Origin of the sequence: Alistipes sp. An54 (assembly GCF_002159375.1) — a bacterium.
In the GTDB taxonomy this organism is placed as follows: domain Bacteria; phylum Bacteroidota; class Bacteroidia; order Bacteroidales; family Rikenellaceae; genus Alistipes; species Alistipes megaguti.
Genome location: NZ_NFIA01000004.1, coordinates 121,598 through 144,528, shown reverse-complemented (window position 1 = coordinate 144,528; position 22,931 = coordinate 121,598). Strand labels below are relative to the sequence as shown.

The window sequence follows — 22,931 nt, the reverse complement described above, 5'->3', positions numbered from 1 at the left end:
CCCCCCCCCTCCCCTCAAAAAAAAATCCCGGGGCCTGCGAAAGGCTCCGGGATCCGTATGGCGGGTTGTGAGACTCCTATTTCCAGTTCAGGATCTTGTGGAAGTCGTACTCCTCGGGATTGGCCACATATTTCTTAGCGGCTTCGTAGTCGGCCGGCGTGATGGCGTTGAGGATATTCTCGACCACCGACGTGAAGCGGTCCGACTTGATGTCGACCAGACGGGGCGGAATCTTGCCCGTGGTGGGATCCTGCAGATCCTTCAGGTAGAGCGGCGAAACGTTGCCCTCCGAGTCGACATAGACCATGCAGCCGGTCTTGCCCTCGGAGAAGAGCTTGTGCACGCCGATACCCAGTTCCGAGCAGTAGGTCAGGTCGTAGGCGATCGGGGTCTGGCAGCGGATCTCGTAGCCGAGCTCCACGGGACGGCTCTTGACCTTGATGCCGAGCTCCTTGAGCTTCTTCTCGATCATCTCGTTGAAGATGTGGGCCTTCGAAACCTTGCCCAGCTCGGGGTGTCCGTGCTCGTCGTAGGTGAAGTGAACGCCGCTCTTGCGGATCTCCTCGTCCGACAGGGCGTGGAAGACACCCTCGGAGATGACGGCGGCACCGTAGTCCATGCCCATGATCTTACGCTTGATGATCGACGAGATGACGAGGTTGACGATCTTCTCGACGGTGATTTCGGTCTTGTCGAACATCTCGGGGATGACGATCATCGGGTAGTGGCAGGCCTCGCCGATACCGAATGCCAGGTGGCCGGCCGAGCGGCCCATGGCAGCCAGTACGAACCAGTTGCCGCTGGTGCGGGCGTCGACGTAGACGGCGCGGGCGATGACGGCGCCCTTGTCCTTGGCCGACTCGTAACCGAACGTCGGGGTCCCCTTCGGCAGCGGGAGGTCGTTGTCGATGGTCTTCGGAACGTGGATGTTGGCGATGGGGTACTTCTTGGCCTCGAGGAACTTGGCGATGCGGTTGGCCGTCGATGCGGTGTCATCGCCACCGACCGTTACAAGCAGTTTGATGTTGTTGTCGGTGAAGAACTTGAGGTTGAAGTTGTTTTCGAAATCGGCATCGGTGGGTTTGAAGCGGCTCATCTGCAGGAACGAACCGCCCTGGTTGAAGATGCCGTCGGCCATCGGGTAGTCGATATCGACCGTGCGGGGCGAGGGGTTGAACAGGCCGGTGTAACCTTCGTGGAGACCGATGACACGGTAACCCTTGCGCAGGAAGGTCTTGGCGACGCTGCCGACGACGGTGTTCATGCCGGGAGCGGGACCTCCACCGGTGAGAATTGCGATAGCTTCTTTCATGGTTAATTGGTTTTATGATTTTGAAAAATCCTTAATAATTCTTTCAGCCGCCCAAAAATACGATTATTTTTTCATTCGGGCAAAAAAAAGGACGTCCAATTGGAGGACGTCCCGCGAGTGTCGGCCGTGTCGGCGGAGAGAGTTGCCGACACGGCCGGTGGGGGGTATGCTTTACTCGACCACGGTTACGTTGATGGCCTGTTCGCCCTTGGCGCCGTTGCCGATTTCGAACTCAACTTTCTGACCTTCGTTCAGGGATTTGAAACCCTCCTTTACGATGCCCGAGAAATGCACGAAGATCTCCTTGCCGTTCTCCGTCGTAATGAATCCGTAGCCTTTCTTGCTATCGAACCATTTTACTTTGCCTGTCATAGAAAATAGTATTAATAGTAATAAAATTAAGACAAAGTAAAACAAAAAAGCTTGAGATTCAAAACTTTTTGCCCGATTTTTTCGTTCCGGGGAAAATTTTTCTATCTTTGTGAAAAGAATCCAATGGTTCGGAGTATGAAGAACAGAAAGTGGAAACTGGCATTGGCGGCGTTGTTGGGCTTCTCGACGGCCTGTTCGACAGTTCGTCAGGCGCCGCAGCAGAAGCCTGCGGAGCCGCAGCAACCGGCCTCGCAACCGGCCGACACGGCCGCATTGAAACACACGAAGGTTCCGCCGCGTATCGTGTTGATGTACGGTGTGCGTCCGCCCCTGTCGGACAGTGCGCGGATCAAGCGCATGGAACGGTTGGAGCGTGAGCGTCCCGATTCACTGCCGCCGGTTGCCGAGCAGCCCGTCACTGAGGAGGAGGCTCCAGCCGGCAAGTAGCCGCCGGCCGTGGGTGGAATCCGGGGGCCGGAGAATCGGTTGTGGATGAAGCGCGGGCCGGTTGTGGAGGAGTCCGGAGCCGACCGAGGGCGGAATCTGTTGCCGGTGATGGAGCGTGTCCGAATCTGTCCGTGGTGAACGTAGACGTGAAGATCTGTCTCCCCGGCCCGGAAAAGGGAAGAAATCTGTTATGAGAAATCGTCGCGTGGGGCTGCGCAAACGGTTGGCCCTGAATATCTTTGCGGATCTTCACGATGCGAAGGTTGCCGAACACCGTCTCGATACGCTTTTTTGGGAGTGTACGCTGCGGTGCAATCTGGCGTGCCGTCATTGCGGCAGCGATTGCCGCGTGGATCCCGGCGTGGCCGATATGCCGCTCGAGGACTTCCTGCGGGTTCTCGACGAGGAGATCACGCCCCATGTCGACCCTTCGGAGGTGCTCATCATCTTTTCGGGCGGCGAGGTCCTCGTGCGCGAGGATCTCGAACGGGCCGGACAGGAGGTGACCCGCCGCGGATACCCCTGGGGAATGGTCACCAACGGCATGGCCCTGACCCCGCGACGCTTCCGCTCGCTGTTGGATGCCGGACTGAGGTCCGTTTCGGTGAGTCTCGACGGTTTTGAGCGCGAGCACAATTACATCCGTCAAAATCCCCTGAGTTACGAACGGGCGTTGAATGCCATCCGACTGATCGTGCGCGAACCCTCGTTGTCGTACGATGTGGTGACCTGTGTGACGGGGGCCTTGATTCCGCAGCTGGAGCCCTTTCGCGAGATGCTTATCGCCGAGGGGGTAGAGCATTGGCGGCTCTTCTCGATTTTTCCGATGGGGCGGGCCAAGGAGGACCCCACGCTGCGGATGACCGATGCACAGTTCCGCGCCCTGCTGGAGTTCATCCGGCAGACGCGTCGCGAAGGGCGTATCGATGTCAGTTACGCCTGCGAGGGCTTTCTGGGAGGCTATGAGGCCGAGGTTCGCGACCACTTCTACGAATGTGCGGCCGGTGTTACGGTGGCATCGATCCGTGTCGACGGCGCCATTTCGGGCTGTACGTCGATCCGGGCCAACTTCCATCAGGGGAGCATCTATCGCGACCGCTTCTGGGAGGTTTGGGAGCAGCGTTTCGAACCGTTTCGCAATCGCGAGTGGGCGCGGCGCGGCGAGTGTGCCGACTGTGCGGTGTTCCGCTACTGCCAGGGCGGCGGCATGCACCTGCACGACGACGACGGCTCGTTGCTCTATTGTCACTACAAGAGGCTCTGAGAGTGGGGGCTCCAACGTCCCCTCCGGTTTCCCAACGTGACCATTCCCCGGTTTGTCCGACACGTTGGGCTTCCCGGCTCTCCATTTTACCCCCTTCCACGCTCTTTTCCTCTCTTCGTTCCGCTTCGCTTTGTTTCCCCCGTCCTTTACTTCCTCTTCTATTTTTCGGCCTCTTGTTCTTGTCTTGTATTTGTCCTCTTGCTCCGTCTCTGGTTTCCGCCGCGATGGGGTGTATAAAAGAAAAGTCCGCCGACGCCCTCATGCCTTGAAGAGGGCCGGCGGATATCTGCCGGAGCGGAAACAAAAAAACCTTTGCCGAAGCAAAGGTTTTCGTTTGAATTCGTCGGGGAGACTGGATTCGAACCAGCGACCTCCAACTCCCGAAGCTGGCGCGCTAACCGGACTGCGCTACACCCCGAACGGATGCCCTTATCTTTCTAAGAGCGCACAAAGATAACTCTAAAATCCGAAATCGCAAAATAATTTTCAGAAAAAAAACGTCCCGACGATGTGCTCAGAGTCCGTTTTTTTCGTCCGATATTGTACGGCGGCACCTCCCGCGTCGATCTATCCGATTGATTACCAGATTGTTGCGATCGTCTGGAGCTTGGTTTTCTTCCGACACCCCTCCCGAGACTCGCTGCCATCCGATTCCCGTTTTCTTCCGGGACCGCTGCATTCCCGGTCCCGCCGTTCCTCGGTCGCCTGTCTCGCCGCTTTGCAGCCTTTACGGCCTTTACCACTCGGACGCTGCCTGATGCCTGATGGCTCTACGGCTCCGATAACTTGCTTTTCGGGGGATTTCTGCGTACTTTTGCCCCGCAAACCGAATCCCCTATGCTCGACACCGCGCACCCGAAAAAGTCCGGAAAGTGTCCCGTAAAATTCGCGTCACCTACAAGCGGGCCCGGATGGAGGCATTGAGAAAAGCCCAGCAGGTCGGCAATATGTTGATTTACGACAACGTGCTCAAAGGGCTGGAGCGGTTTGCGTGGCCTCGTATTCGTTTCGAATCCATTGCGGTCTCCTGGTTGGAGAAATATGCGCTGTTCCTACGAAAGGAGGGTAAGGCACAGACCACAATAGCCATCCATCTGCGGACGCTTCGGGCAATCCTCAACATAGCCAAGCAGCAGGGAGTTATCCGCGAGGAGCGGGAAAAGAATGCAGAAATACTAACGAAATTTTAGAGATAGTCACGATGCGTTTAATATATGAATTGCTTGGTCGGGACAGAGACCCAAGATATGAAGCGGGACGTAATTTGCTCAGTTTCGCATATGGAGTGTTGCAATGGAAAGATAATATGCAAAGAGCAGGTTTGTCGGCCATGGAATCAAATATAGGCAATATCCCAGGCATACGGCTTCATCTATATCGGGCCTATCTGGAATATGAGCGATTATCCGGCGGGGTGAGCAGGTTCGATAAATTGGAGTTCGTATTTTACAAGGCTCCTACGAAAGGGCATCGGGAACATCTACTGTATGATATGATGAGTGATTATGTCCTGATTACGGAGGCTTTGAAGAGAATCCGCCCCACAATAACTTACCAGCCCGTCAATAATGATCGTCAGGCAGATCACGAAGCGCAGAAAGCCGCAGTTCGGAATTATCTGCAGTTACACCATCTGTCGGAGAATTATCTTGTTTGTTATAACGTATTTAATGATACGATATCGTTGAATTGTGAGGATGAAATATTCGAGGAGTTGGAGCTCAATTCGAGAAACATAGATCGAATGGAGCGGGTTTTGAATCATGCACTATTGGATATGCGTTCTTTTATCCGATTGGTAGATCGAATAACCTCTATTTATGACTTGGATATTAAAAGGGTGAAAGACCTATATCTGCACGGTGAAAAACAACTCAAAGAGTCTGAAGAGCAACAAGAATTGGAAACGAGATTTAATTACCAAAAGATGCCTCGCACTCACCGAATCGCTGCAGTTTGGGGGTTGATCGATCGATTGGGATTAAGAAAAACGAAAGATAAAACGACCCTTGCAGCTTTTGTTGAGGCTGTTACAGGTGGAAATATAAAAGCCAGGCCGCAAGATACCGTAGCATATAAAAAACCAGAACGATCGGCAAAAGAAGCCGCAGCCGAATGGCTGAAAAAGATAGGCATTGAATAAAATTTAGGACGTCCGACGTTTAGTCCGACGTCCATTTTGTTTGCTTCTTTGCATCGTGATCGATCACCAAAGCCCGGACGCGGGCCAGTGTTTCATCAAAAAATCACGACGCTATGGACAACACCGTAATCGTTACCACTCCGGCACAACTGCAAACGATCATCAGCGAAGCCGTAAATGCCATCCTTCCGAAACTCGCCGACTTCCGGCGCAAGAACGAACCCGTCGAGACCGACGGGATGAATGTCGAGGATCGCCGCGCGGCTGCTGCGCTGCGTCTTGCCGAAAGTGCCAACCGTAAATAAAAAGCCGGGGGTATGGATCAGAAACAACACGCCCCCGGCGTCCAGGGCCGACGCGCAGGGGCATTTTACGCAGTCTTCCACAAAGGTAATATCTATCATTTAAGAAACAGCGAATTCCGCGTGTTTTCGTTGCTTGTATGCGGCGGGATGTGGTCGACCTTTGAGATTGCCGAACGGTTGAGCATTCCCGATCCCCGGAGCACGATCCGCTACCTGCGCAAGATGGGAATCGACGTGTCGGACGTATGGGTTCGCGAGAAGGTCCGGGACAGCGTTCTGAAGTTCAAGCGTTACTTTATCCACGGTGCGCTATGAACAAGGATTGCTACTACTTTGCGCACGACAGCAACGCCAAGGATGATCCCAAATGCGTACTGATGATCGAGCAGTTGGGGATGGAGGGTTACGGCATCTATTGGATGCTGGTCGAAACCCTCCGCGACCAACCCGATTACACCTATCCCGTGGCCAATATCCCTGCCCTGGCACGTCGTTACAACACCTCGGCCGAGAAGGTGCGAACGGTGGTCTACAACTATGAACTTTTCACGGTAAAGGACGACCGGATCTTCTTTTCGGAGAGCCTGAATCGCCGGATGCAGGTCTTTAACGAGAAACGCGCAAAACGCTCGGAAGCAGGACGTTTGGGAAACGCCTTCCGGTGGGGTGCATCGCAAACGGATCGCAATGCGATCACATTGCAATCGCAAAGCCTCGCTATTAAAGGAAAGGAAAGTAAAGTAAAAGAGAAGGAGAGTATGGAGAAAGTCGCCACGAAACGCACGGCGTTTGTGGCTCCCTCGCTCCAGGAGGTGAGCGACTATATTTCCGAAAAAGGCTATGCCGTCGACGCCCGTCAGTTCGTGGACTTCTACGAATCGAAGGGCTGGATGGTAGGCTCGAACAAAATGAAGGACTGGCGGGCCGCCGTTCGGACGTGGACCCGTCGTCAGAACCCCTCAAACACACCAAGCCATGAGCCGCAACGCCCGTATGAACTCCTCGACTGATATTCCCGCGCAGGGGCTGCCGGAATCCCCGGAGCTGGAGCGTGCCGTGCTGGGTGCGCTGATCCTCGAACCGGCTTACCTGCCCGATGTGCGGAGCCTGCTGACGGGAGAGACCTTTGCCGACCCGACGAACCGTCGCATTTACGAGACGATTCTCGCGCTCGATGATCGGGGAAAGAGTGTCGACCTGGCGAGCGTTGCCTCGACGTTGCGCACCTCGACGGGCAAAGAGCCCCAGGTGTCGGTGGCTTACCTGGTCGGATTGTCGAATGACGTAGGCACGGGGGTGAACTGCGTATCCTGGGCCCGCCAGTTGAAAGACATCGAGACCCGCCGTCGGTTGGTGGTGTTCAGCTACGAACTGGCGACCCGTGCAGCCTCCGATCCCGAGGGGGTGCTCGACTGGGCGACGGCGGAGATCTCCCTGATCGGCGACCGGGCTACTTCGACCAACGACCTGCGGCCCCTGGGTGCAATCCTCCGGGAATCGCTCCAGCAGCTCGAAAGCCGGTGCCGGGCCTACGCCTCCGGGCAGCCCGTGGGGACCTCGACAGGTCTGCGGAGCCTCGACACCTATACGGGCGGCTGGCGTGGCGGGCAGCTGGTCGTTGTGGCCGGACGTCCCGGTATGGGCAAGAGTGCCGCCGCGCTGCACTTCATGGCCAGCGCCGCCCGGCAGGGGACACCGGTTTGCTTCTTCTCGCTGGAAATGCGCGATACGCAGTTGTCCGACCGGTTGCTGATCGGCCGGAGCAATGTCGACGCCAACGCCTACCGTTCCGGGAGTATCACCTCCGGGGTATGGGAGACGCTGGAACGGGTTGAGGCCGAACTCGCGGCTTTGCCGATCCATATCAGCGACCGTCCGGCCACGTCGATGACGCAGATACGGGCGCAATGCCGGAGAATGCACCGCCGGGGCAAGTGCGGGATGGTGGTGATTGACTACCTGCAGCTGCTCGACGGCGACGACCGCCAGCAGAGCCGCGAACGCGAGGTAGCCAATATGTCGCGCTCGGCCAAACAACTGGCCAAAGAGCTGGATATTCCGGTTATCATCCTGGCGCAGCTCTCCCGCAAGGTTGAGGAACGACCTGACAAAACGCCGCTGCTGTCTGACCTCCGCGAATCGGGAGCCATCGAGCAGGACGCCGATATGGTGCTGTTCATCATGCGCCCGGAGTATTACGGCATTCAGACCCTCGAGACGGGCCGCTACGGGACCATCTCCTCGCACGGTGTCGGGCGGTTCATCATTGCCAAACAGCGGGACGGCCGCACCGGGGAGGTTTGCTTCCGGTTCAATCGGAGTGTCACGAACCTCACCGACTACAACGGTCCGGAGGAGCCACAGGATACAGACCCCGGTCCTTTTTAACGAAAAGCGTGGTATTTTCGCTTGGAATCATTCGGGTGGATGGTTATCCACGACGTGAAAAACAATTGAAATTTCGGGCTGCAAAGAGATCGACGGATTCGATACCCGTCACCGGGCTGCAGAATGAAAAAGGGCAACCCCGAAGGATCACCCCAGCTACCCGGTAACGGCCGCCGCCTCCATCATTCAGTCCATCGGCAAACAGCCGATCCGGGAATAATGGAAACAGCCACCTCAACGGGTGGCTGCTTTGTTTTTACGTTATCCGACGGATAGCGGCGTGAGATATGGCTACTTCTTTTCTTCTTCAATTTGGGCCGTCTCTTTCCCTGCCAACACTTTCTTGGCATTGATCGGAGAGATAACCGAGTGCCCCAATTGGGATTCCAGTTGATTGCGGGCCGCCTTTGCTACGCTGCCCCCGCTTTTCGCCACTCTTGCGTTCTGTTGGAAGCCTTTGGGTTGTTGCTGCTTCGAAATCTCCGTTGCGGCAGCTTCGGCGAGGGTGTTGAGGGCCAATTCGATGTTCGTCATGTTGTCCCGCAGATTCTCTTTTTTCAGCCCTTTGTATTGCTTGTAGGCTTTGGTTGTACGTCCGGCCCACTCCATCGTGATAATGTCGGTAAGCGTGGCATATTGCTGCCCTTCAACGCCCCGGCGTTGCCATTCGTCGGTCAGCTCCTTGCGTACCTCCATACTCTTCAATCGCTGGTTGATCCAGTTGTCGGAGTATCCCAGGCGCTTGTAGTCGGTCATCGCCTGCCGGATAGACAGCTCCGGATCCTGCATCTGGTCGAGGCGGTCGCTGGCTACCTGCGCCATCCAACGCTTGAACGGCTCGGCCTTCGGAGAGGGGATCGACTGGATCAACCGGAAAAGTTGCTCGGTATCTGCTACATCCGTGAGTCGCATTTTCCCGTCAGCGGCGAGCATTTTCAAGGCGTGACAATTTGTCACGGTTTCATTTCCCTCTGCTTTGAGCCGTTGCTTGAGCTTGCGCCAGTAGGCGGCAGCATCAGCGCTCTCCGTCAGTACGGCCACGACGTCGACAATGGCGAAATACCAGGTTTCCGTTTCGTCGTCCCAGATGGTGCGCACTTTCCGCTCTTCGAATAGTTGTATGGCTTGTTTCTGTGTCATAGGTCAATGTTGTTGAGATTATTCTCCCTTCTCTATTTTGATCGGCTTGCCGCAATGCGGGCAGGTGATCGTGTTCGTCGGCTGCGGGGCGAACAGCTCCGGAACCGTTACCCCCAGGGCGGCGGCAATCTCTTCCAGCCGCTTCAAAGGAGGATTCCCTTTATCGCTAATTGCGATGCTTAATCCGGTTTCAGTCATCCCAAGAATCCCCGCAAGTTCTTTTGCGGTCATCCCTTTTTTTTTCAATAACTCTTTAACTCGCATTTTGGTCGTATTTATATTCACAAATATACTAATGTTTATATAATTGTCAAAAAATTATACTGTTGTTTTGATTTCTCTTGTGAAATATTTGGACAGGATCAAATGATATTTATATTTGCATCGTAATAATCAAAACAGCAATTAAACCATGACACCCGCAACCCGTACCGAGATTCAGCACCTCGCCAAGCAGATCGCCGATTACGTCACCTTCAAGTGCGACGGCGAAAGCGAAGGTTTCGAGATCATCCACAACGGTTATATCGCTTTTGTCAACTACGAGACCGAATATCGTGCCGTCCGGGGCGGTGACAGCTATTGCGGGATGTGGGAGATGGTCCCCGAGCTGGTCAGCGAGCAGACGACCGTCGAGGCCGTATGGGATGAAGAGGGTAACGAGTATCCCGAACTTGCCGACGCTTTGCAGGTGCTGTTGAACTAACAAATAAATCAGGGCTCCGATTTCATTGTTCTGCGGGGTGCACCTACTTGCAAAATCCGGGAAGTTGTGTGTAAATTGTGTGTAAATGGGAAAAATAAAAGGAGTTACAAATTGCTGTAACTCCTTGATTTTCAATGGTCGGGGTAACAGGATTCGAACCTGTGACCCCCTGCTCCCAAAGCAGGTGCGCTAACCGGACTGCGCTACACCCCGAGTCCCGTTCCGCGGCGGAATCCCGTCCGCCCGGAACAGGTTGTGCAAAGATAGCGGCTTTTTTCCGTTCCGGCAAACTTTTCGGTGGAAAAGCGTCCCGAACCTGTGTGGCCAATTGTTGGCGGCGGCGGTTACGGCCTCCCGATGCTGTCGAGCAGGTGGCCGAAATCCTCGCCCGGGACGGGCTTATAGACGGTGAAACCTAACGCCTGCGCCGCATCGACGTTCTTCTGCCCGTCGTCGATGAAGAGCGTCCGCTCGGGCACCATGCCGCTGTCGGCAATCATCTTGCGGAAGATCGCCTCCGAGGGCTTCAGCTCGCGCATCTCGTACGAAAGGTAGATCCGGTCGAAGTAATCCTCCATGCACTTGCCGTCGGCCGTGAACATCTCGCGGATGAAGCGCATCGACGAGGGGTTGTTGTTCGAGAGGACGTAGGTGCGGATGCCGCGCCGACGCAGCTGCTCGATCTGCCGCATCTTCGCGACCGGAACCCCCGTCAGGAAGTCGCCGTAGGCACGGCCGATCGCTTCGTCCGTCACCGCGGGCGTCGCGGCCAACTGCCGCATGAGGTCGCACATCTCGCGGAACGAGATCAGTCCTTGTTCCAATTGCCCGATCATCTCGGCCGGGTAGTAGGGGTTGATCAGTTCGGCCACGGCCTCCATGCCAAGGCGCCGGAACGAGGCCCGGCAGCGGTCGATATCCAGATCGACCAGCACGCCTCCGAGGTCGAAGACGACATTTTCGATAGTTTCCATAGGATTCAAAGTGCCCGTTTGTACGGTCGGGGACCGTTTATTTCTGGAATTTCATGGTAAAACGCCTTACGGGGCGCAGCACCCACATCGGCAGCATCTTGCACAGCGGGATCCACAGCCGGTTCCACCAGTCGGGGACGATCGAGCGCCGGCCGCGCCACAGGGCCCGGAGCCCGGCCCGGGCACAGCGGTCGGCCGAGATCAGCACGCCAATCCGCAGCCCGATCCGCTGCCAGCGGGGTGTCAGCCCGTAGAGATCCGTGGCCACGCCGGCCGGCGAGACCGCCGTAACGCGGATCCCCTGCTCGCGGACCTCCCGGGCAAAGGCGACCGAGAACGACCGCAGATAGGCCTTCGAGGCGCTGTAGAGGGCCAGTCCCGGCCAGGGCATCCATTGCGAATAGGAGGACATGTTGAGAATGTATCCGCCGTGCCCGCGACGGGCCATCTCCGAGGCGTAGAGCCGGCAGAGCAGTGTGTTGGTCAGGTCGTGCAGCAGGATGATCTGCCGGATGCGCTCCTCGGGCGTTCGGAGAATGTCGAGGAACGAGAACAGGCCGGCGTTGTTGATCAGCACGTCGATCGGGAGTCCCTCGGCCTGCGTGCGGTCGAACAGCTCGCGGGCCGCCTCCTCGCGGGCCAGGTCGCACTCGATGATCCGCAGCTCGCGCCCCTCGCAGCGGGCCGCCAGTTCGTTGCGGACCTCCTCGAGCGGTTCGCGGCGGTTGCCTACCAGGACGAGGTTGTAACCCAGCGCCGCGAGCCGACGCGCATAACAGCGCCCGATGCCCGAACCGGCGCCGCTCACCAGCGCCCAGCGTGTGCCGGGCCGTACCTCTCCGCGCCGCATCCGACGCCGGGACTGCGCCTCACTGCCGTATGCCGCCTCACTGCCGTATGCCGCCTCACTGCCGCACGCCGCCTTATTGCCGCCTGCCGCCTCACTGTACCCCGCTTTTGCGACTGTTCCGGTCTCCGCACCGGCCGGTATTTCGTTCGTGCGCTTCATCAGGGGAGACGTTTGAGCTCTTCGACGATCTTGCGCGGAAGATCCGGACAGTGTTTGCAGCACTTCATGTCGACGGAGTACATCCGGGCAATGCAGTAGTTGCGGTGGTCGCATTCGCTGCGGGTCGACTCGTCTCCTGCGCGGAGTTTGTTGACGAAGGCCGGATCGTTGACCAGCGCCCGGGCCATCTGTACCAGTTCGAACCCCGACCCGAGGGCCCGTTCGATCCCTTCGCGGCTGATGAGCCCGCCGACGTAGATCAGCGTGCCCTTCAGCGCCTCGCGGAACTTCCGGGCATCCTCCAGGAAGTAGCACTCGCTGAAGGGAAACTGCTTGATCATGAAGGGACCGCACCAGCGGATGAAGTAACGCAGCCAGAGGGGCGAGTAGTAGCTCATCGTGTAGAGGGGGATCAGCCCGCGCATGACGGCCATCGGGGCCTTCGAGACGAACCCGCCGGAGAGGACGATGCCGTCGACGCCGAACGACTCGATGACCTTGGCGATCTCGATGCTTTCGGGGATCTGGATGCCGCCCTTGAAGCCGTCGTACATGTTGTGCTTGACGGTGATGGCCATGTTGCAGGCACGGGCGGCCTCGACGGCCTCCGAGAGGCACATCCGCATGAAGCGCATGCGGTTTTCTAACGAACCGCCATACTCGTCATGGCGGTGGTTCGTATAGGGCGAGAGAAACTGCGAGATGAGGTATCCGTGCCCGGCGTGGAGCTCCACCGAGTCGAATCCGGCGTCGTGGGCCGTGTGGACGGCGCGTCCGAAATCCTTGGCCACCTGTTCGATCTCGCTGCGCCTCATGCCGCGCACCGGGGTGTAGGCGTAGAGGTTCACGCCCCACGAGGCTCCGATGGGCATCTGCCCGGCGGTCGACCAGTGGGTCATGTTGCCGCAGTGGCCGATCTGGATGGCGGCGGCAGCCCCTTCGCGGTGGATGGCGTCGGTGATGTCGCGCAGCCCGGGGACGATTTCCGGGCGGAGCCACAGCTGTTTGTTGAACGAGAGGCCGCTGCGGCAGACTGCGGCGTAGGCCAGTGTCGTCATGCCGATTCCGCCGCGGGCCACGGCCACGTGGTAATCCTTGAGCTGCCGTGTGGGGCCGAAGTCCTTGCCCATGGACTCGAATGCCGCCGAGCGGATCGTGCGGTTGCGCAGCGTGACGGGCCCGAGCTTGAAGGGGGTGAAAAGTTTGGATTCCATCTTTATGGTGTGTTTTTCGGTTTTTTCAGTGGGCCGGGAGCCTTGCGAGGTTCCTCCGCGGATTGGCCGTCCGCTTGTTTGCGCCCGGAGTCGCCTCCTGGGGCTTCGAAAGCCCGGTCCGCTGCGGTTGCAGGACGGCTTCTTGGCGACTTTTGGCGGTATGTTGGGTCTCCTTGGCGGCTCCTTGAGGCCGGGGCTTGGTTAGTAAATAAAGGGGATGATGCGCTTGCGCTTGAGCTTGGAAAACTCCTCGCCGAACTCCTGCTCGTAGCGGCGGCGCAGCGAGGCGGCGCGGGGTGCGAGGTTGGCGAAGGTCCACCAGGCGAAGACCGCCCCGGCCCACGACCACGAAGCCACGGCGAATCCGACCCATTCGAGCAGTTCGCCGAAGTAGTTGGCCGACGAGACGTAGCGGAACATGCCGCCGCGGGGGATGTAGTGCCGCGTGTCGCCGGGTTTGCGCAGGTGGCGGATAATGCGGTCGGAGTGGAGGTTGATCGCCATTCCGGCGATGAAGAGCGCGCCTCCGATGTAGATGTAGGGTTTTGTGAACCAGCCGTCGTAGTAGTCGGCGGGCGATACCCAGAAGATCCATCCGCCCTGCATCAGGGCGTTGAGCGTATTGAAGAGCATGCCCATGAGGACGATTCCGAGGGGCATCTTCGAGTTTCCGCGCATGAGCAGCGGGAAGATGAACGAACGTTGGAAGTAGTGGGCCTCGAAGAGGAGGAAGAGGACAAGCGGTGCGGCCTGCCCCATGCGGTCGGAGGTGGCCCACAGCACGGCCATGAGGATGAAGACGGGGGATTCCATCAGCATCCATCCGATTTTGTTCGGAACGGGCGGTCCGTAGCGGCGGTTGAAGAGGTAGCCGTAACCGGCCTCGAAGAAGTGCAGGGCGATGAAGACCACCAGGGCCAGCGAGGCCATGACGATGAGGAAGATGTCGAATGTTTCGCGCATGTCGGGCGGGGATTCGTAAAGCGGCGTAAAGATAGGAAAATTTTCGGTGTCGGTCAAGGTCCGGACCCGTCGGTAGTTGTTCGAATTTTCCTCGGGATCAGTCTGGTGTGGATGTTGCCGTTCGGTGCGGCTGCGGGGGAGCGGCGGTTTTGAGCATTTCGGTCGTTTCCGGACCCTTGTCGGTCCGGTTCCGCCCGACACAAAACCGACCGACGGAATCCCTCCGCCGGCCGGTCGCTAAATTTACGGTAAGCGATGCATATACCGTCAGTGCGTGTAGACCTTTCCCTTCTGGTGTTCGTGGGCCTCGAACTTCAGGCGCGAGGTGGTCGGGTAGCGGAGCTTCTCGAATTCGGCCACGGCGTTGCGGATGTCGCCCAGCAGCATGTCGGCCATGTCGCGCGAGAAGCCTTGCCGCACGACGATGCGCATGACGATCATCTGCTCGATGTTGCGGGGCATGGTGTAGGCCGGGACCATCCATCCGCTCTGCTGCAGGGCGGCCTGCAGGTCGAAGAGGGTCCATTTGGCCGTTTTTTCGTATTCGGGATCCAGCGACCAGATGAAGAGCGGGTTGACCATCTCCTCGGCGTAGTTGCGGAAGCAGGGCATCTTGCCGATCTCGCGGTGGCAGTAGCAGGCGATATCCATCGAGTTCTGTTGAATCTCGCGGTATCCTTCGAATCCCAGTCGGATGAAGTTGTAATACTGGCCGAGGATCTGCGCCGCCGGACGCGAGAAGTTGAGCCCCACCTGGGTGATGCTGGCGCCGAGGTAGTTGACCGAGAAGGACATCGCGTCGGGGAGATACTTCTTCTCCTTCCAGACGGTCCATCCCAGACCCGGGTAGACCAGACCGAACTTGTGGCCCGAGGTCGAGATCGAGAGTACCCATTTCAGGCGGAAATCCCACTTCACGTCGGGGTTGAGGAACGGCAGGATAAAGCCGCCCGAAGCCGCATCGACATGGATCGGAATCTCGTAGCCGGTCTTCTGGTTGAAGGCGTCGAGCGCCCGGTCGAGAGCCTCGATATCGTCGTTCAGACCGGTCCAGGTCACGCCGGCGATCGGGACGATGCAGATCGTGTTCTCGTCGCAGAGCTTCAGGGCGGCCTCCGTGTCGAGGGTCTTCTTTTCGGGGGTGAGGGGCACCGTGCGCATCTCGATCTGCCACAACTGGCAGAACTTCTCCCAGACGACCTGGAAGGCCGAGCTCATCACCAGATTGGGCTTGTCGTAGGGTTTCCCGGCGGCCTTGCGGCGGTCGCGCCAGCGCAGCCAGGCGGCCACACCGCCCAGCATGCAGGCCTCGGACGACCCGATGCCGACGGCTCCGGCCTTCCATTCGGCCTTTTCGGGCGAGTTCCAGAGGTTGGCCAGGATGTTGATGCAGCGGCCGCACATGACGGCCACGCGCGGATACTCCGTTTCGTCGATGTAGTTGACGTTGATCGCCTCGTTCATCAGCCGCGTGGCGTAGTCGTCCATGTAGGTCGTGACGAAGGTGGCCAGATTCAGCCGGGGCTGGGTCTGCGGGTAGGTTTCGTCCTTGACCATCTGGTAGGCGATTTCGGGCGAGGTCTTGCCGCGGGGGATGAACTGGGTGGGAGCCGGCGAGCGCATCTCCTTCGATCCGAAGATCTCGGCGGCGGCATCGGCGGCCGACATGTTCTGTTGTTTCATGGTGTGTAGCATTTATGGTTTACGTCGTCGAACGGTTGCACGAACTGTGCCAGAACCCGACGCCGGAGCCCCTGCCGGCCGGCTCTTTTTTACCGTGGAGCGGGCGTCCGTGGCGCACGTTTTGCGGAAAAAGTGCGTATCTTTGTCCCGGAAAAACATACTGCCATGAAACGACTCGTCGTATTTACCGGCGCGGGGATGAGCGCCGACAGCGGACTGGCTACGTTCCGCGATGCCGACGGCCTGTGGGCCAACTACCGCATCGAGGATGTCTGCACGCCCGAGGCGCTGGCGCGCAACCGGGCGCTGGTCATCCGCTTCTATAACGAACGCCGCCGCGAGATGCTCCGCTGCGAACCCAATGCCGGCCATCGGGCCATTGCCGCGCTGGAGCGGGATTTCGACGTCGACGTGCTGACGCAGAATGTCGACGACCTGCACGAGCGGGCCGGCTCAACGCGCGTGACGCACCTCCACGGCGAACTGCGCAAACTGCGTTCGACGGCCAACCCCGACCTCATCGTTCCGATCGAGGGGTGGGAGCAGCCGCTCGATGCCCGGGCTTCGGACGGTTCGCTGCTGCGGCCGCATATTGTCTTCTTCGGCGAATCGGTGCCGATGTTCGAGCGGGCGGCCGAGATCGCCGCACGGGCCGAGATCATGGTCGTCGTCGGAACGTCGCTGGCCGTCTATCCGGCGGCCTCGCTCGTGCGCTACGTACGGCCCGGCGTGCCGATCTACCTGGTCGATCCGGGCAATCCCGATACGTGCGGCATCCGCAATCCGCTGACGGTCATTCGCAAACGGGCCTCGGAGGGGGTTCCCGAACTGGCCGGCCTGCTGCGCCGGACCTTTGCGGACAAATAACGCCGATGAAGCACCATGACCGCCTATTTCATTCTGGAGATGCTCGGAACGCTGGCCTTTGCCATCAGCGGTATCCGGCTCGCCTCGGCCAAGCGCTTTGACTGGTTCGGGGCCTACGTCGTGGGTTTCACGACTGCCATCGGGGGCGGAACGCTCCGCGACCTGATGCTTTCGCAGACGCCGTTCTGGATGCTGGACAGCGTCTACCTCATCGTCACGGCCATCGCCCTGGGGATCGTCATCCTGCTGGGGCGCTATCTGATCCGGCTGAACAACACCTTCTTCATCTTCGACGCCATCGGTCTGGGACTCTTCACCGTTGTCGGCATCGAGAAGACCCTTGCGACGGGTTTTCCGCTGTGGGTGGCCGTGATCATGGGCACGATGACCGGCGCGGCGGGCGGTGTGCTGCGCGACATCCTGATCAACGAGGAGCCGCTGATCTTCCGTAAGGAGATCTACGCGCTGGCGTGCGTCTTCGGCGGCTTTGTCTTCTGGCTGTGCCGCTGGGCGGGCATCGAAGGGGCCGCGCTGCAGATCATCACGGCGGCCGCGGTCATCGCCCTGCGGATCGTGGCGGTCCGCTTCGGCCTCCGTCTGCCGATCCTCAAGTAGGGGCGCGGGAGCGCGATTCCACCCATATAAATAAAACGGACCGCATGTCATGCGGTCCGTTTTTGTGCAGGAGGGCGGCGTTTCCCGGCCGCTATTTGACATCCTTGAAATAGAGGTCGAGCAACTCCTTGGCGGCGACGAACGACGAGATCTTGTCGTCCAACACGCGCTGTTCGTACTCGCCGATGCGGCTTTCGACGGCCGGGTCGCGGTAGAAACTGCTGCGCAGCGCCTCGTTGATCGTCTCGTACATCCAGTACTTGTTCTGGCGGTTGCGGTTGTGCTGGAAGTATCCGTTGCGCTGGATGTGGTCGAGATACTCCTCGACGCCCTTCCAGACCTCCTCCAGACCGGCTTTCGTCACGGCCGACGAGGTGTAGACCTTGGGGCGCCAGCCCGATTCCGGGACGGGGAAGAGCCGCAGGGCCCCCTGGAACTGCGTGCGGGCCAACTCGGCCTTGTGGATGTTCTCGCCGTCGGCCTTGGTGATGACCATCAGGTCGGCCATCTCCATGATACCGCGCTTGATGCCCTGCAACTCGTCGCCGGCGCCCGAGATCTGCAGCAGCATGAAGAGGTCGACCATCGAGTGGACGGCCGTTTCGGACTGCCCGACGCCGACCGTCTCGATGAAGATGACGTCGAAACCGGCGGCTTCGCACAGCACGATCGTCTCACGGGTCTTGCGGGCCACGCCTCCGAGCGATCCGGCCGAGGGCGAGGGCCGGATGAAGACGTCAGGGTTGTTGCAGATGCTCTCCATGCGGGTCTTGTCGCCGAGGATCGAGCCGCCGCTGCGCTCCGACGAGGGGTCGATGGCCAGCACGGCCAGGCGGTGGCGCAGCGAGGTGACCATGTTCCCGATGGCCTCGATGAAGGTCGACTTGCCGGCTCCGGGGACTCCGGTGATGCCGATGCGGATGGATTTTCCGGCGTGGGGCAGACAGCGTTCGATGATCTCCTGCGCCTGGGCGTAGTGGGCCGGGTTGGAGGATTCGACGAGCGTGATGGCCTGCGAAAGGATGGTGATCTTGCCGGCGAGGATTCCCTCGACATATTCGTCGGTCGATAGCTGGCGTTTCTTGTGGCGTTTGAAGTAGGGGCTTACGACGGGTTGGTCTTCGACGCCCTCGGCGACGTTGAGCGCCGTATCGTGATGCGTGTCGGCATACTCCTTTTCGTAGTGGTCGATCCTGGTAAATGACATGGGTGTCAACGGGTTGATTGTTCGATGATTTTTTCGTTGAGTTGCAGGCTGTTGCCCATCCAGAGGGCCCGGTTGCGGGCGTCGATCAGCACGCCGAACGGGACGTACGTGACGCCGTAGGCGGCGAACCCGCGTTCGGCATGGATCGTGGCCGTGATCCGCCGCGAGAGGAAGGGTCTGAGCATCGGAGCGATGCGGGCCGTGTCCTCGCGCGTGACGACGATCACGCGCATGGCGGGTTTCGAACGGGCCGAGAGGTCGCGGAGACGTTCGAGCGAGGTGATGCAGGCGGGATTCGACGAGTGGAAGAACTCGACGTAGGTGATCGGTGCGGGCTGGGGGTGTCGGTTGTCGATCCAGCCGGCGGGTTTGAGCTCGGGGACCTTTTCACCGAGGATGATGTTCTGGGCTCGGGCGAGTGAGAGGCCCAACCCGCACACCGCCAAGAGAATGAGCAGAGCTTTCTTCATGGAGCGTCCTGTTTTGTCCGCTATAAAGATAGTACGTTTTGTCGGAAGCCGCAAATTTTTCGGGGAAAAGGGGGCGTCGAGCGAGTGCGGGGCAGGGCGGTCCCGGACGGCGGGATGGTGTTACAATGGGTGTTTGTTGGCATCCATGTATGGGGTATTTTCATCATTATTGCGTTATCTCGGTCCCGCTTTCATTATAGATGGTGCTATTGGTTATATGAGCTGTGGAAATGATATTGTAATTGGCTGGTGAAGCAAGCCTATCGCCTGCCATCCCTATATATGATGCAGAGGATGAACCTCTTGTCGCATAAACTTCCGAATCTGAAATGATAATACTAAATTCTGTTTGCTTATTCGTAACGCTCGTGCTACTAATTCCTCCACCTATGGCGGCTGCCCCGTAATTGCTGGAACCAGTACCATAGACATATACAACGGCATTACTGATATTTATACTTCCGACAGTTGCCGAACCGGCTGCACCGATTCCACTTGCGTAATCATTTTGGATACTACCACTTCCTCTTGCTGTTACGGTTACATTACTTATATAGATGTCCCCACATGAAAAATTGGAACTGCCGTTAAGATAATAACCGCCGATGCCCGCGCCGCCGCCACCTCCTATAGCAGTCAGTTTATCCTCTGTGCTGCTGCCTGTGATGGTAACGGTGGAGCCTTGTGCCACATAGATGCCCGCACCTTCTTGTCCCCGAGTTCTGCCTGTGCATTGCACAGTGTTGTTATCGCCTACCACATGAATAGTCGGACTGGCATTGTCTGTGATGCTGATGGCATGACCGCTCGACACACTTATCCGTGCATCCTCCAGGTAGATGTTCGGTTCACCCCCCCCCGTCACCCGTATGCCGTATTGACCCGTACCGGTAACATAGTAAGTACCATTATCGGCAATCTCGCGCGTGTCGGTCAGCGTAGAGAGGTCAATCGTCTGCGTGCCTTCGCTGTTTGCCGTAATCGTGATGGTGTGGACTTTGCCTGCTTCCGGAGTTATGTTCGGTGAAATCTCACAAGAGTGTGAAATATTCAAATTTATATTCGTAACTATGATGTACTGTATTTCTTCCCCGGGTACTACATTGGCTTCCCAGCATTCGGTGCCGTCTTGGCAGGTGGTCTGGCGCATGGGAACCCTGTCTTTCATAAACATATTCTGTATTATTTTCCCTTGCCGGATGTTACAACTTACCGGATTATTATGGATGTCAATCCCTCCCACCCGGGCTGTGCCCTTGGTCACCACGCGCACCTTGGCAAGCTGGTGGGTGAAGCTGAGGGTGACGGGTGTTTGGTGGTTGCCCGTGCCAATGCCGCGCAGCACGTAGGTCAGCCCGTTCCTGTCCTGGTTGCGGAGGTTTACTGTGCCATCCGTAGCGGGATACCAGGCAGTGACTTCGGCAGTCCGGGAGTTCTTCCAATAGACGGACGTTTCGGGGGTGACTGTGACATTTCCCGCATCATCTACATTTATGATATATAGGCCCGTTTCCTCATTGTCGCCAATGCGCACGCCAATGCGTTCACCGCCCGTCCAGTGGCTGCCCATGCCGTCCGTTTCGTTTTCCGCCACGCGCGTCCAGGGTTTTGCGCTGCTTTCTGCGGTGATGCTTACACGGCCTATCTGCAAGGGATATGCGCCGTCGGGCAGGGTGTTGCCTGGCTCGGCCAGTTCGTCCTGCGTGCAGGCGGTGAGCAGGGTTGCCGCCGCAAGGCATATTGCTGTAAATAATCTGTTTCTCTTCATATCTTCTCTCCTTCCTGATTCTTCGTTCCTCCTTCTTCATTCTTATAATACGCCTCCACCCGTGCCCGGATGTTCTCGCGCAGACATTCCTCGTAGAGCCACGGCTCGGCGCTGTGGAAGTCACCCACATTGAGGAAGCCCAGGATGGGCCGGTATTCCGAGCCGCTGTAGCCCTTCACTACCAACACATGGTGCCGGGGCGAAACCGTGACGGTGATGGTGTCGTGCAGCGTGGCGGGCGTGGCATCGGTGCGCCAGTTCACGGGGTTGATGCACATCGCGCAGGGAGCTGCCACCACGGGCTGGATGCAGCGCACGTCGGACACGGAGTTGTAGCAGATGGTCACGCCCGTGTCCGTGGCTCCATGCGCCGGACGGATGTTCTCCGTGGCGAGGGTGTCGGCGGGTGTCACCTTATAGCCCAGCACGTAGGCCGCCACCAGACGGCTTGCCACGTCTGCGGGCATCGTCTTCAGCAGCTCCACCACCGCCTTGCCGCCCTGACTGAAGCCCGCCAGCACAAAGGGACGGTCGGGGTCGGGGCGTTGACGGAGGAAGGTGTCGAAGGCCGCCTGCACATCGCTGAAGGCGGTGCGGAAGCGGTTGCTGATGGTATCCTCGTTCAGCGTCGCCCAGCCCTCGATGGTGATGTGACGGTAGTAGGGCGAATAGAAGTCTCCTGCCTCGCCCATATAACCGGCGATGCGGGAAATCTCCTTGTCCATGTTGGCGCGGTGCGTGGCGTTATGCACGTCGGCATAGTGGCAGACGCGCCCGTCTTCCGCAGTCCAGTCGGTCTCCCAGGTGGAGACGAGGTAGAACACGTCCGCACTCCTGTCCGCCGTGCTGTTCCGGCGGGTGTACCACATCGTGGCGTCGGCATAGTCGGGCGCATCGGGGATGAAGGTGGCGGCATCCGTGCCGGTACCCCTGTTATTGCGGCCGCACGAGGCGAGCAAGAGGAAGAGGAATACTCCGATGCAATATGTCCATCTTTTGCGTATCATTTTCTTTCGTATTGTAAGGTCATAGCACTACCGAGCCACTGCCATCCGCGCCGTCTTCCCAAGTCATGCTGCCGGTATCGACCGATACCTCCAGGCCTTCTTCCTTTACGGTGATGTCGAAGGTGTGTACAGAGTTAGCCTGAAACGAATAACTGATACCCAAGCCTGTCAATTCTGATATTCTCGCTTTATAGGCAGCGCCTCCTACACGGACTTCTATCGCGGATAAGCGCGAAGGATCCACATAACAACTTTGAGGTATGACAAGCGCTTCGTAGGAGGCGAAAGCTCCGTCAGCCGGTGTATCAAGCCGGTGCGGCGTGATGGAGGCACCCTTCGAGTATCGATCCCCCTCTATATATATCGAACCGTTATTATGATCTACCTCTCCGCGGGTTAGAAAATCAGTCAGCAGCACGGACAAATCGCCGCCGAAACTATCGAGATAGTCGGATTGCTGGATGTTTATCACTACCTTCGCCAGGCAATGCCCGAATGTCAGCCCCGCTTCGTTCCTGTCGGCGAATGCGATCGTTTGTTTGGCATGAAGGAAGTCTTTATCGGCGGGCATCCCTGCGGACTGGTCGACAGGCACCTCCCATGTCTCAGGCAACGTGGTAAGGCAGGGATACCAGGCTTCCACCGTCTTTGTCTCGTTGGTGCTCGTCCAATAGAAGGGGTTGGTGGAGGTCAGCGTGGCAGTCTTGTAGTCGCCGGAGGAAGTAAGGGTGTACACCTTCGTTTCGTTGCCTACCTGCACAGCTACGTTTTGCACGCCCTCCCAATCGCTGTCTATCGTACTGCGCGAAAAGGGTGCCGCCACAGCCTGCATCATACCGGTAGCTGTCAGTTCCAGGGGGTATTCGCCTTCGGGCAAGGCGTTGCCTTGCTCGGCCGGTTCGTCCTGCGTGCAGGCGGCAAGCACGAGTGCCGTGGCCGCGAGGATTAAAGTATGTTTCATCTTGCTCGTCATGTTTTTCTTTATTGGGTTTCGTGCCACCGGCGGCCGCGATGCCGCCCGATACACCATATATAGTATATCTCCGTGCTTACGCTGCCGCACGGGATGGCTGTTGC

Annotated in this window: 25 protein-coding genes and 2 tRNA genes; 11 read left to right on the top strand and 16 right to left on the bottom strand. The window is 58.3% G+C overall.

Going from position 1 to position 22,931, the window contains the following annotated elements; all coding sequences use genetic code 11:
- Positions 1 to 76: 76 nt before the first annotated feature.
- Together B5G09_RS05590 and B5G09_RS05585 are read right to left on the bottom strand one after the other, a co-directional pair.
- On the bottom strand, positions 77 to 1,312 hold the full coding sequence (locus tag B5G09_RS05590) for a 6-phosphofructokinase (RefSeq protein WP_087404387.1): 1,236 nt from the start codon (positions 1,310 to 1,312) through the stop codon (positions 77 to 79).
- Between the two features lie 171 nt (positions 1,313 to 1,483).
- Positions 1,484 to 1,684: a cold-shock protein gene (locus tag B5G09_RS05585; protein ID WP_087310604.1), complete on the bottom strand. Its 201-nt coding sequence runs from the start codon at positions 1,682 to 1,684 to the stop codon at positions 1,484 to 1,486.
- A 135-nt stretch (positions 1,685 to 1,819) separates the two neighbouring features.
- Here B5G09_RS05585 and B5G09_RS05580 point away from each other — a divergent pair, with 135 nt between their 5' ends.
- The gene (locus B5G09_RS05580; protein ID WP_087404386.1) at positions 1,820 to 2,131 is read left to right on the top strand and encodes a hypothetical protein; all 312 of its coding nucleotides are present in this window, start codon (positions 1,820 to 1,822) and stop codon (positions 2,129 to 2,131) included.
- Positions 2,132 to 2,321: 190 nt separating this feature from the next.
- On the top strand, positions 2,322 to 3,395 hold the full coding sequence (locus tag B5G09_RS05575) for a TIGR04133 family radical SAM/SPASM protein (protein WP_087404385.1): 1,074 nt from the start codon (positions 2,322 to 2,324) through the stop codon (positions 3,393 to 3,395).
- A gap of 343 nt (positions 3,396 to 3,738) precedes the next feature.
- On the opposite strand, the gene B5G09_RS05570 is transcribed toward B5G09_RS05575, so the two are convergent.
- A tRNA-Pro gene (locus B5G09_RS05570) sits at positions 3,739 to 3,813 on the bottom strand.
- A 454-nt stretch (positions 3,814 to 4,267) separates the two neighbouring features.
- On the opposite strand from B5G09_RS05570, the gene B5G09_RS05565 reads away from it, so the two are divergent.
- The 6 genes from B5G09_RS05565 to dnaB all read left to right on the top strand — a co-directional run bounded on the left by B5G09_RS05565 (position 4,268) and on the right by dnaB (position 8,231).
- Complete coding sequence (locus B5G09_RS05565; RefSeq protein ID WP_087404384.1) at positions 4,268 to 4,585, top strand: phage integrase SAM-like domain-containing protein; 318 nt, start codon at positions 4,268 to 4,270, stop codon at positions 4,583 to 4,585.
- An 11-nt stretch (positions 4,586 to 4,596) separates the two neighbouring features.
- Positions 4,597 to 5,538: a hypothetical protein gene (locus B5G09_RS05560; protein ID WP_143256485.1), complete on the top strand. Its 942-nt coding sequence runs from the start codon at positions 4,597 to 4,599 to the stop codon at positions 5,536 to 5,538.
- Positions 5,539 to 5,651: 113 nt separating this feature from the next.
- Entirely contained in the window at positions 5,652 to 5,843 is a 192-nt protein-coding gene (locus B5G09_RS05555; protein WP_087404382.1) for a hypothetical protein, read from the top strand.
- 12 nt (positions 5,844 to 5,855) lie between these two features.
- Positions 5,856 to 6,158, top strand: a complete 303-nt coding sequence (locus tag B5G09_RS05550; protein WP_087404381.1) for a helix-turn-helix domain-containing protein — start codon at positions 5,856 to 5,858, stop codon at positions 6,156 to 6,158.
- Positions 6,155 to 6,853 carry a DUF4373 domain-containing protein gene (locus B5G09_RS05545; RefSeq protein WP_162608245.1) on the top strand — a complete coding sequence of 233 codons (699 nt, stop codon included), beginning with the start codon at positions 6,155 to 6,157 and terminating at the stop codon, positions 6,851 to 6,853. Before B5G09_RS05550 ends, B5G09_RS05545 begins: the two co-directional genes overlap by 4 nt.
- Complete coding sequence (gene dnaB, locus B5G09_RS05540; protein WP_087404379.1) at positions 6,819 to 8,231, top strand: replicative DNA helicase; 1,413 nt, start codon at positions 6,819 to 6,821, stop codon at positions 8,229 to 8,231. Before B5G09_RS05545 ends, dnaB begins: the two co-directional genes overlap by 35 nt.
- A gap of 291 nt (positions 8,232 to 8,522) precedes the next feature.
- Here the strand turns inward: dnaB and B5G09_RS05535 are convergent, their stop codons facing one another.
- On the bottom strand, positions 8,523 to 9,371 hold the full coding sequence (locus B5G09_RS05535; RefSeq protein WP_087404378.1) for a Bro-N domain-containing protein: 849 nt from the start codon (positions 9,369 to 9,371) through the stop codon (positions 8,523 to 8,525).
- Between the two features lie 18 nt (positions 9,372 to 9,389).
- Positions 9,390 to 9,635 (bottom strand): helix-turn-helix transcriptional regulator, encoded by a 246-nt coding sequence (locus B5G09_RS05530; protein WP_087404377.1) that lies wholly within the window; start codon positions 9,633 to 9,635, stop codon positions 9,390 to 9,392.
- Between the two features lie 148 nt (positions 9,636 to 9,783).
- Here B5G09_RS05530 and B5G09_RS05525 point away from each other — a divergent pair, with 148 nt between their 5' ends.
- On the top strand, positions 9,784 to 10,077 hold the full coding sequence (locus B5G09_RS05525) for a hypothetical protein (RefSeq protein WP_087404376.1): 294 nt from the start codon (positions 9,784 to 9,786) through the stop codon (positions 10,075 to 10,077).
- Between the two features lie 135 nt (positions 10,078 to 10,212).
- Here B5G09_RS05525 and B5G09_RS05520 read toward each other — a convergent pair.
- The 6 genes from B5G09_RS05520 to B5G09_RS05495 form a co-directional block, all read right to left on the bottom strand.
- Positions 10,213 to 10,290, bottom strand: a tRNA-Pro gene (locus tag B5G09_RS05520).
- Positions 10,291 to 10,421: 131 nt separating this feature from the next.
- Positions 10,422 to 11,051, bottom strand: coding sequence for an HAD family phosphatase (locus tag B5G09_RS05515; protein WP_087404375.1), 630 nt, complete (start codon positions 11,049 to 11,051; stop codon positions 10,422 to 10,424).
- Between the two features lie 37 nt (positions 11,052 to 11,088).
- Entirely contained in the window at positions 11,089 to 12,060 is a 972-nt protein-coding gene (locus B5G09_RS05510) for an SDR family NAD(P)-dependent oxidoreductase (protein WP_241147581.1), read from the bottom strand.
- Complete coding sequence (locus B5G09_RS05505; protein ID WP_087310593.1) at positions 12,060 to 13,274, bottom strand: NADH:flavin oxidoreductase; 1,215 nt, start codon at positions 13,272 to 13,274, stop codon at positions 12,060 to 12,062. The genes B5G09_RS05510 and B5G09_RS05505 overlap by 1 nt, the downstream gene beginning before the upstream one ends.
- A 201-nt stretch (positions 13,275 to 13,475) precedes the next feature.
- On the bottom strand, positions 13,476 to 14,237 hold the full coding sequence (locus tag B5G09_RS05500) for a DUF1295 domain-containing protein (protein ID WP_087404450.1): 762 nt from the start codon (positions 14,235 to 14,237) through the stop codon (positions 13,476 to 13,478).
- 267 nt (positions 14,238 to 14,504) lie between these two features.
- Positions 14,505 to 15,920 carry a glutamate decarboxylase gene (locus B5G09_RS05495; protein ID WP_087404374.1) on the bottom strand — a complete coding sequence of 472 codons (1,416 nt, stop codon included), beginning with the start codon at positions 15,918 to 15,920 and terminating at the stop codon, positions 14,505 to 14,507.
- 165 nt (positions 15,921 to 16,085) lie between these two features.
- Between B5G09_RS05495 and B5G09_RS05490 the strand changes: the two genes are divergently transcribed.
- Positions 16,086 to 16,787 carry a Sir2 family NAD-dependent protein deacetylase gene (locus B5G09_RS05490; protein ID WP_087404373.1) on the top strand — a complete coding sequence of 234 codons (702 nt, stop codon included), beginning with the start codon at positions 16,086 to 16,088 and terminating at the stop codon, positions 16,785 to 16,787.
- 15 nt (positions 16,788 to 16,802) lie between these two features.
- On the top strand, positions 16,803 to 17,402 hold the full coding sequence (locus B5G09_RS05485) for a trimeric intracellular cation channel family protein (RefSeq protein ID WP_087310585.1): 600 nt from the start codon (positions 16,803 to 16,805) through the stop codon (positions 17,400 to 17,402).
- A gap of 91 nt (positions 17,403 to 17,493) precedes the next feature.
- Here B5G09_RS05485 and meaB read toward each other — a convergent pair whose 3' ends face one another.
- The 5 genes from meaB to B5G09_RS05460 all read right to left on the bottom strand — a co-directional run bounded on the left by meaB (position 17,494) and on the right by B5G09_RS05460 (position 22,815).
- Positions 17,494 to 18,609, bottom strand: coding sequence for a methylmalonyl Co-A mutase-associated GTPase MeaB (meaB, locus tag B5G09_RS05480; protein ID WP_087404372.1), 1,116 nt, complete (start codon positions 18,607 to 18,609; stop codon positions 17,494 to 17,496).
- A gap of 5 nt (positions 18,610 to 18,614) precedes the next feature.
- Positions 18,615 to 19,079 (bottom strand): hypothetical protein, encoded by a 465-nt coding sequence (locus tag B5G09_RS05475; protein WP_087404371.1) that lies wholly within the window; start codon positions 19,077 to 19,079, stop codon positions 18,615 to 18,617.
- A gap of 166 nt (positions 19,080 to 19,245) precedes the next feature.
- Positions 19,246 to 20,847, bottom strand: coding sequence for a fimbrillin family protein (locus tag B5G09_RS05470; protein ID WP_087404370.1), 1,602 nt, complete (start codon positions 20,845 to 20,847; stop codon positions 19,246 to 19,248).
- On the bottom strand, positions 20,844 to 21,854 hold the full coding sequence (locus B5G09_RS05465) for a DUF3089 domain-containing protein (RefSeq protein ID WP_087404369.1): 1,011 nt from the start codon (positions 21,852 to 21,854) through the stop codon (positions 20,844 to 20,846). Before B5G09_RS05465 ends, B5G09_RS05470 begins: the two co-directional genes overlap by 4 nt.
- A 19-nt stretch (positions 21,855 to 21,873) precedes the next feature.
- Entirely contained in the window at positions 21,874 to 22,815 is a 942-nt protein-coding gene (locus tag B5G09_RS05460; protein WP_162608244.1) for a fimbrillin family protein, read from the bottom strand.
- Positions 22,816 to 22,931 lie beyond the last annotated feature (116 nt).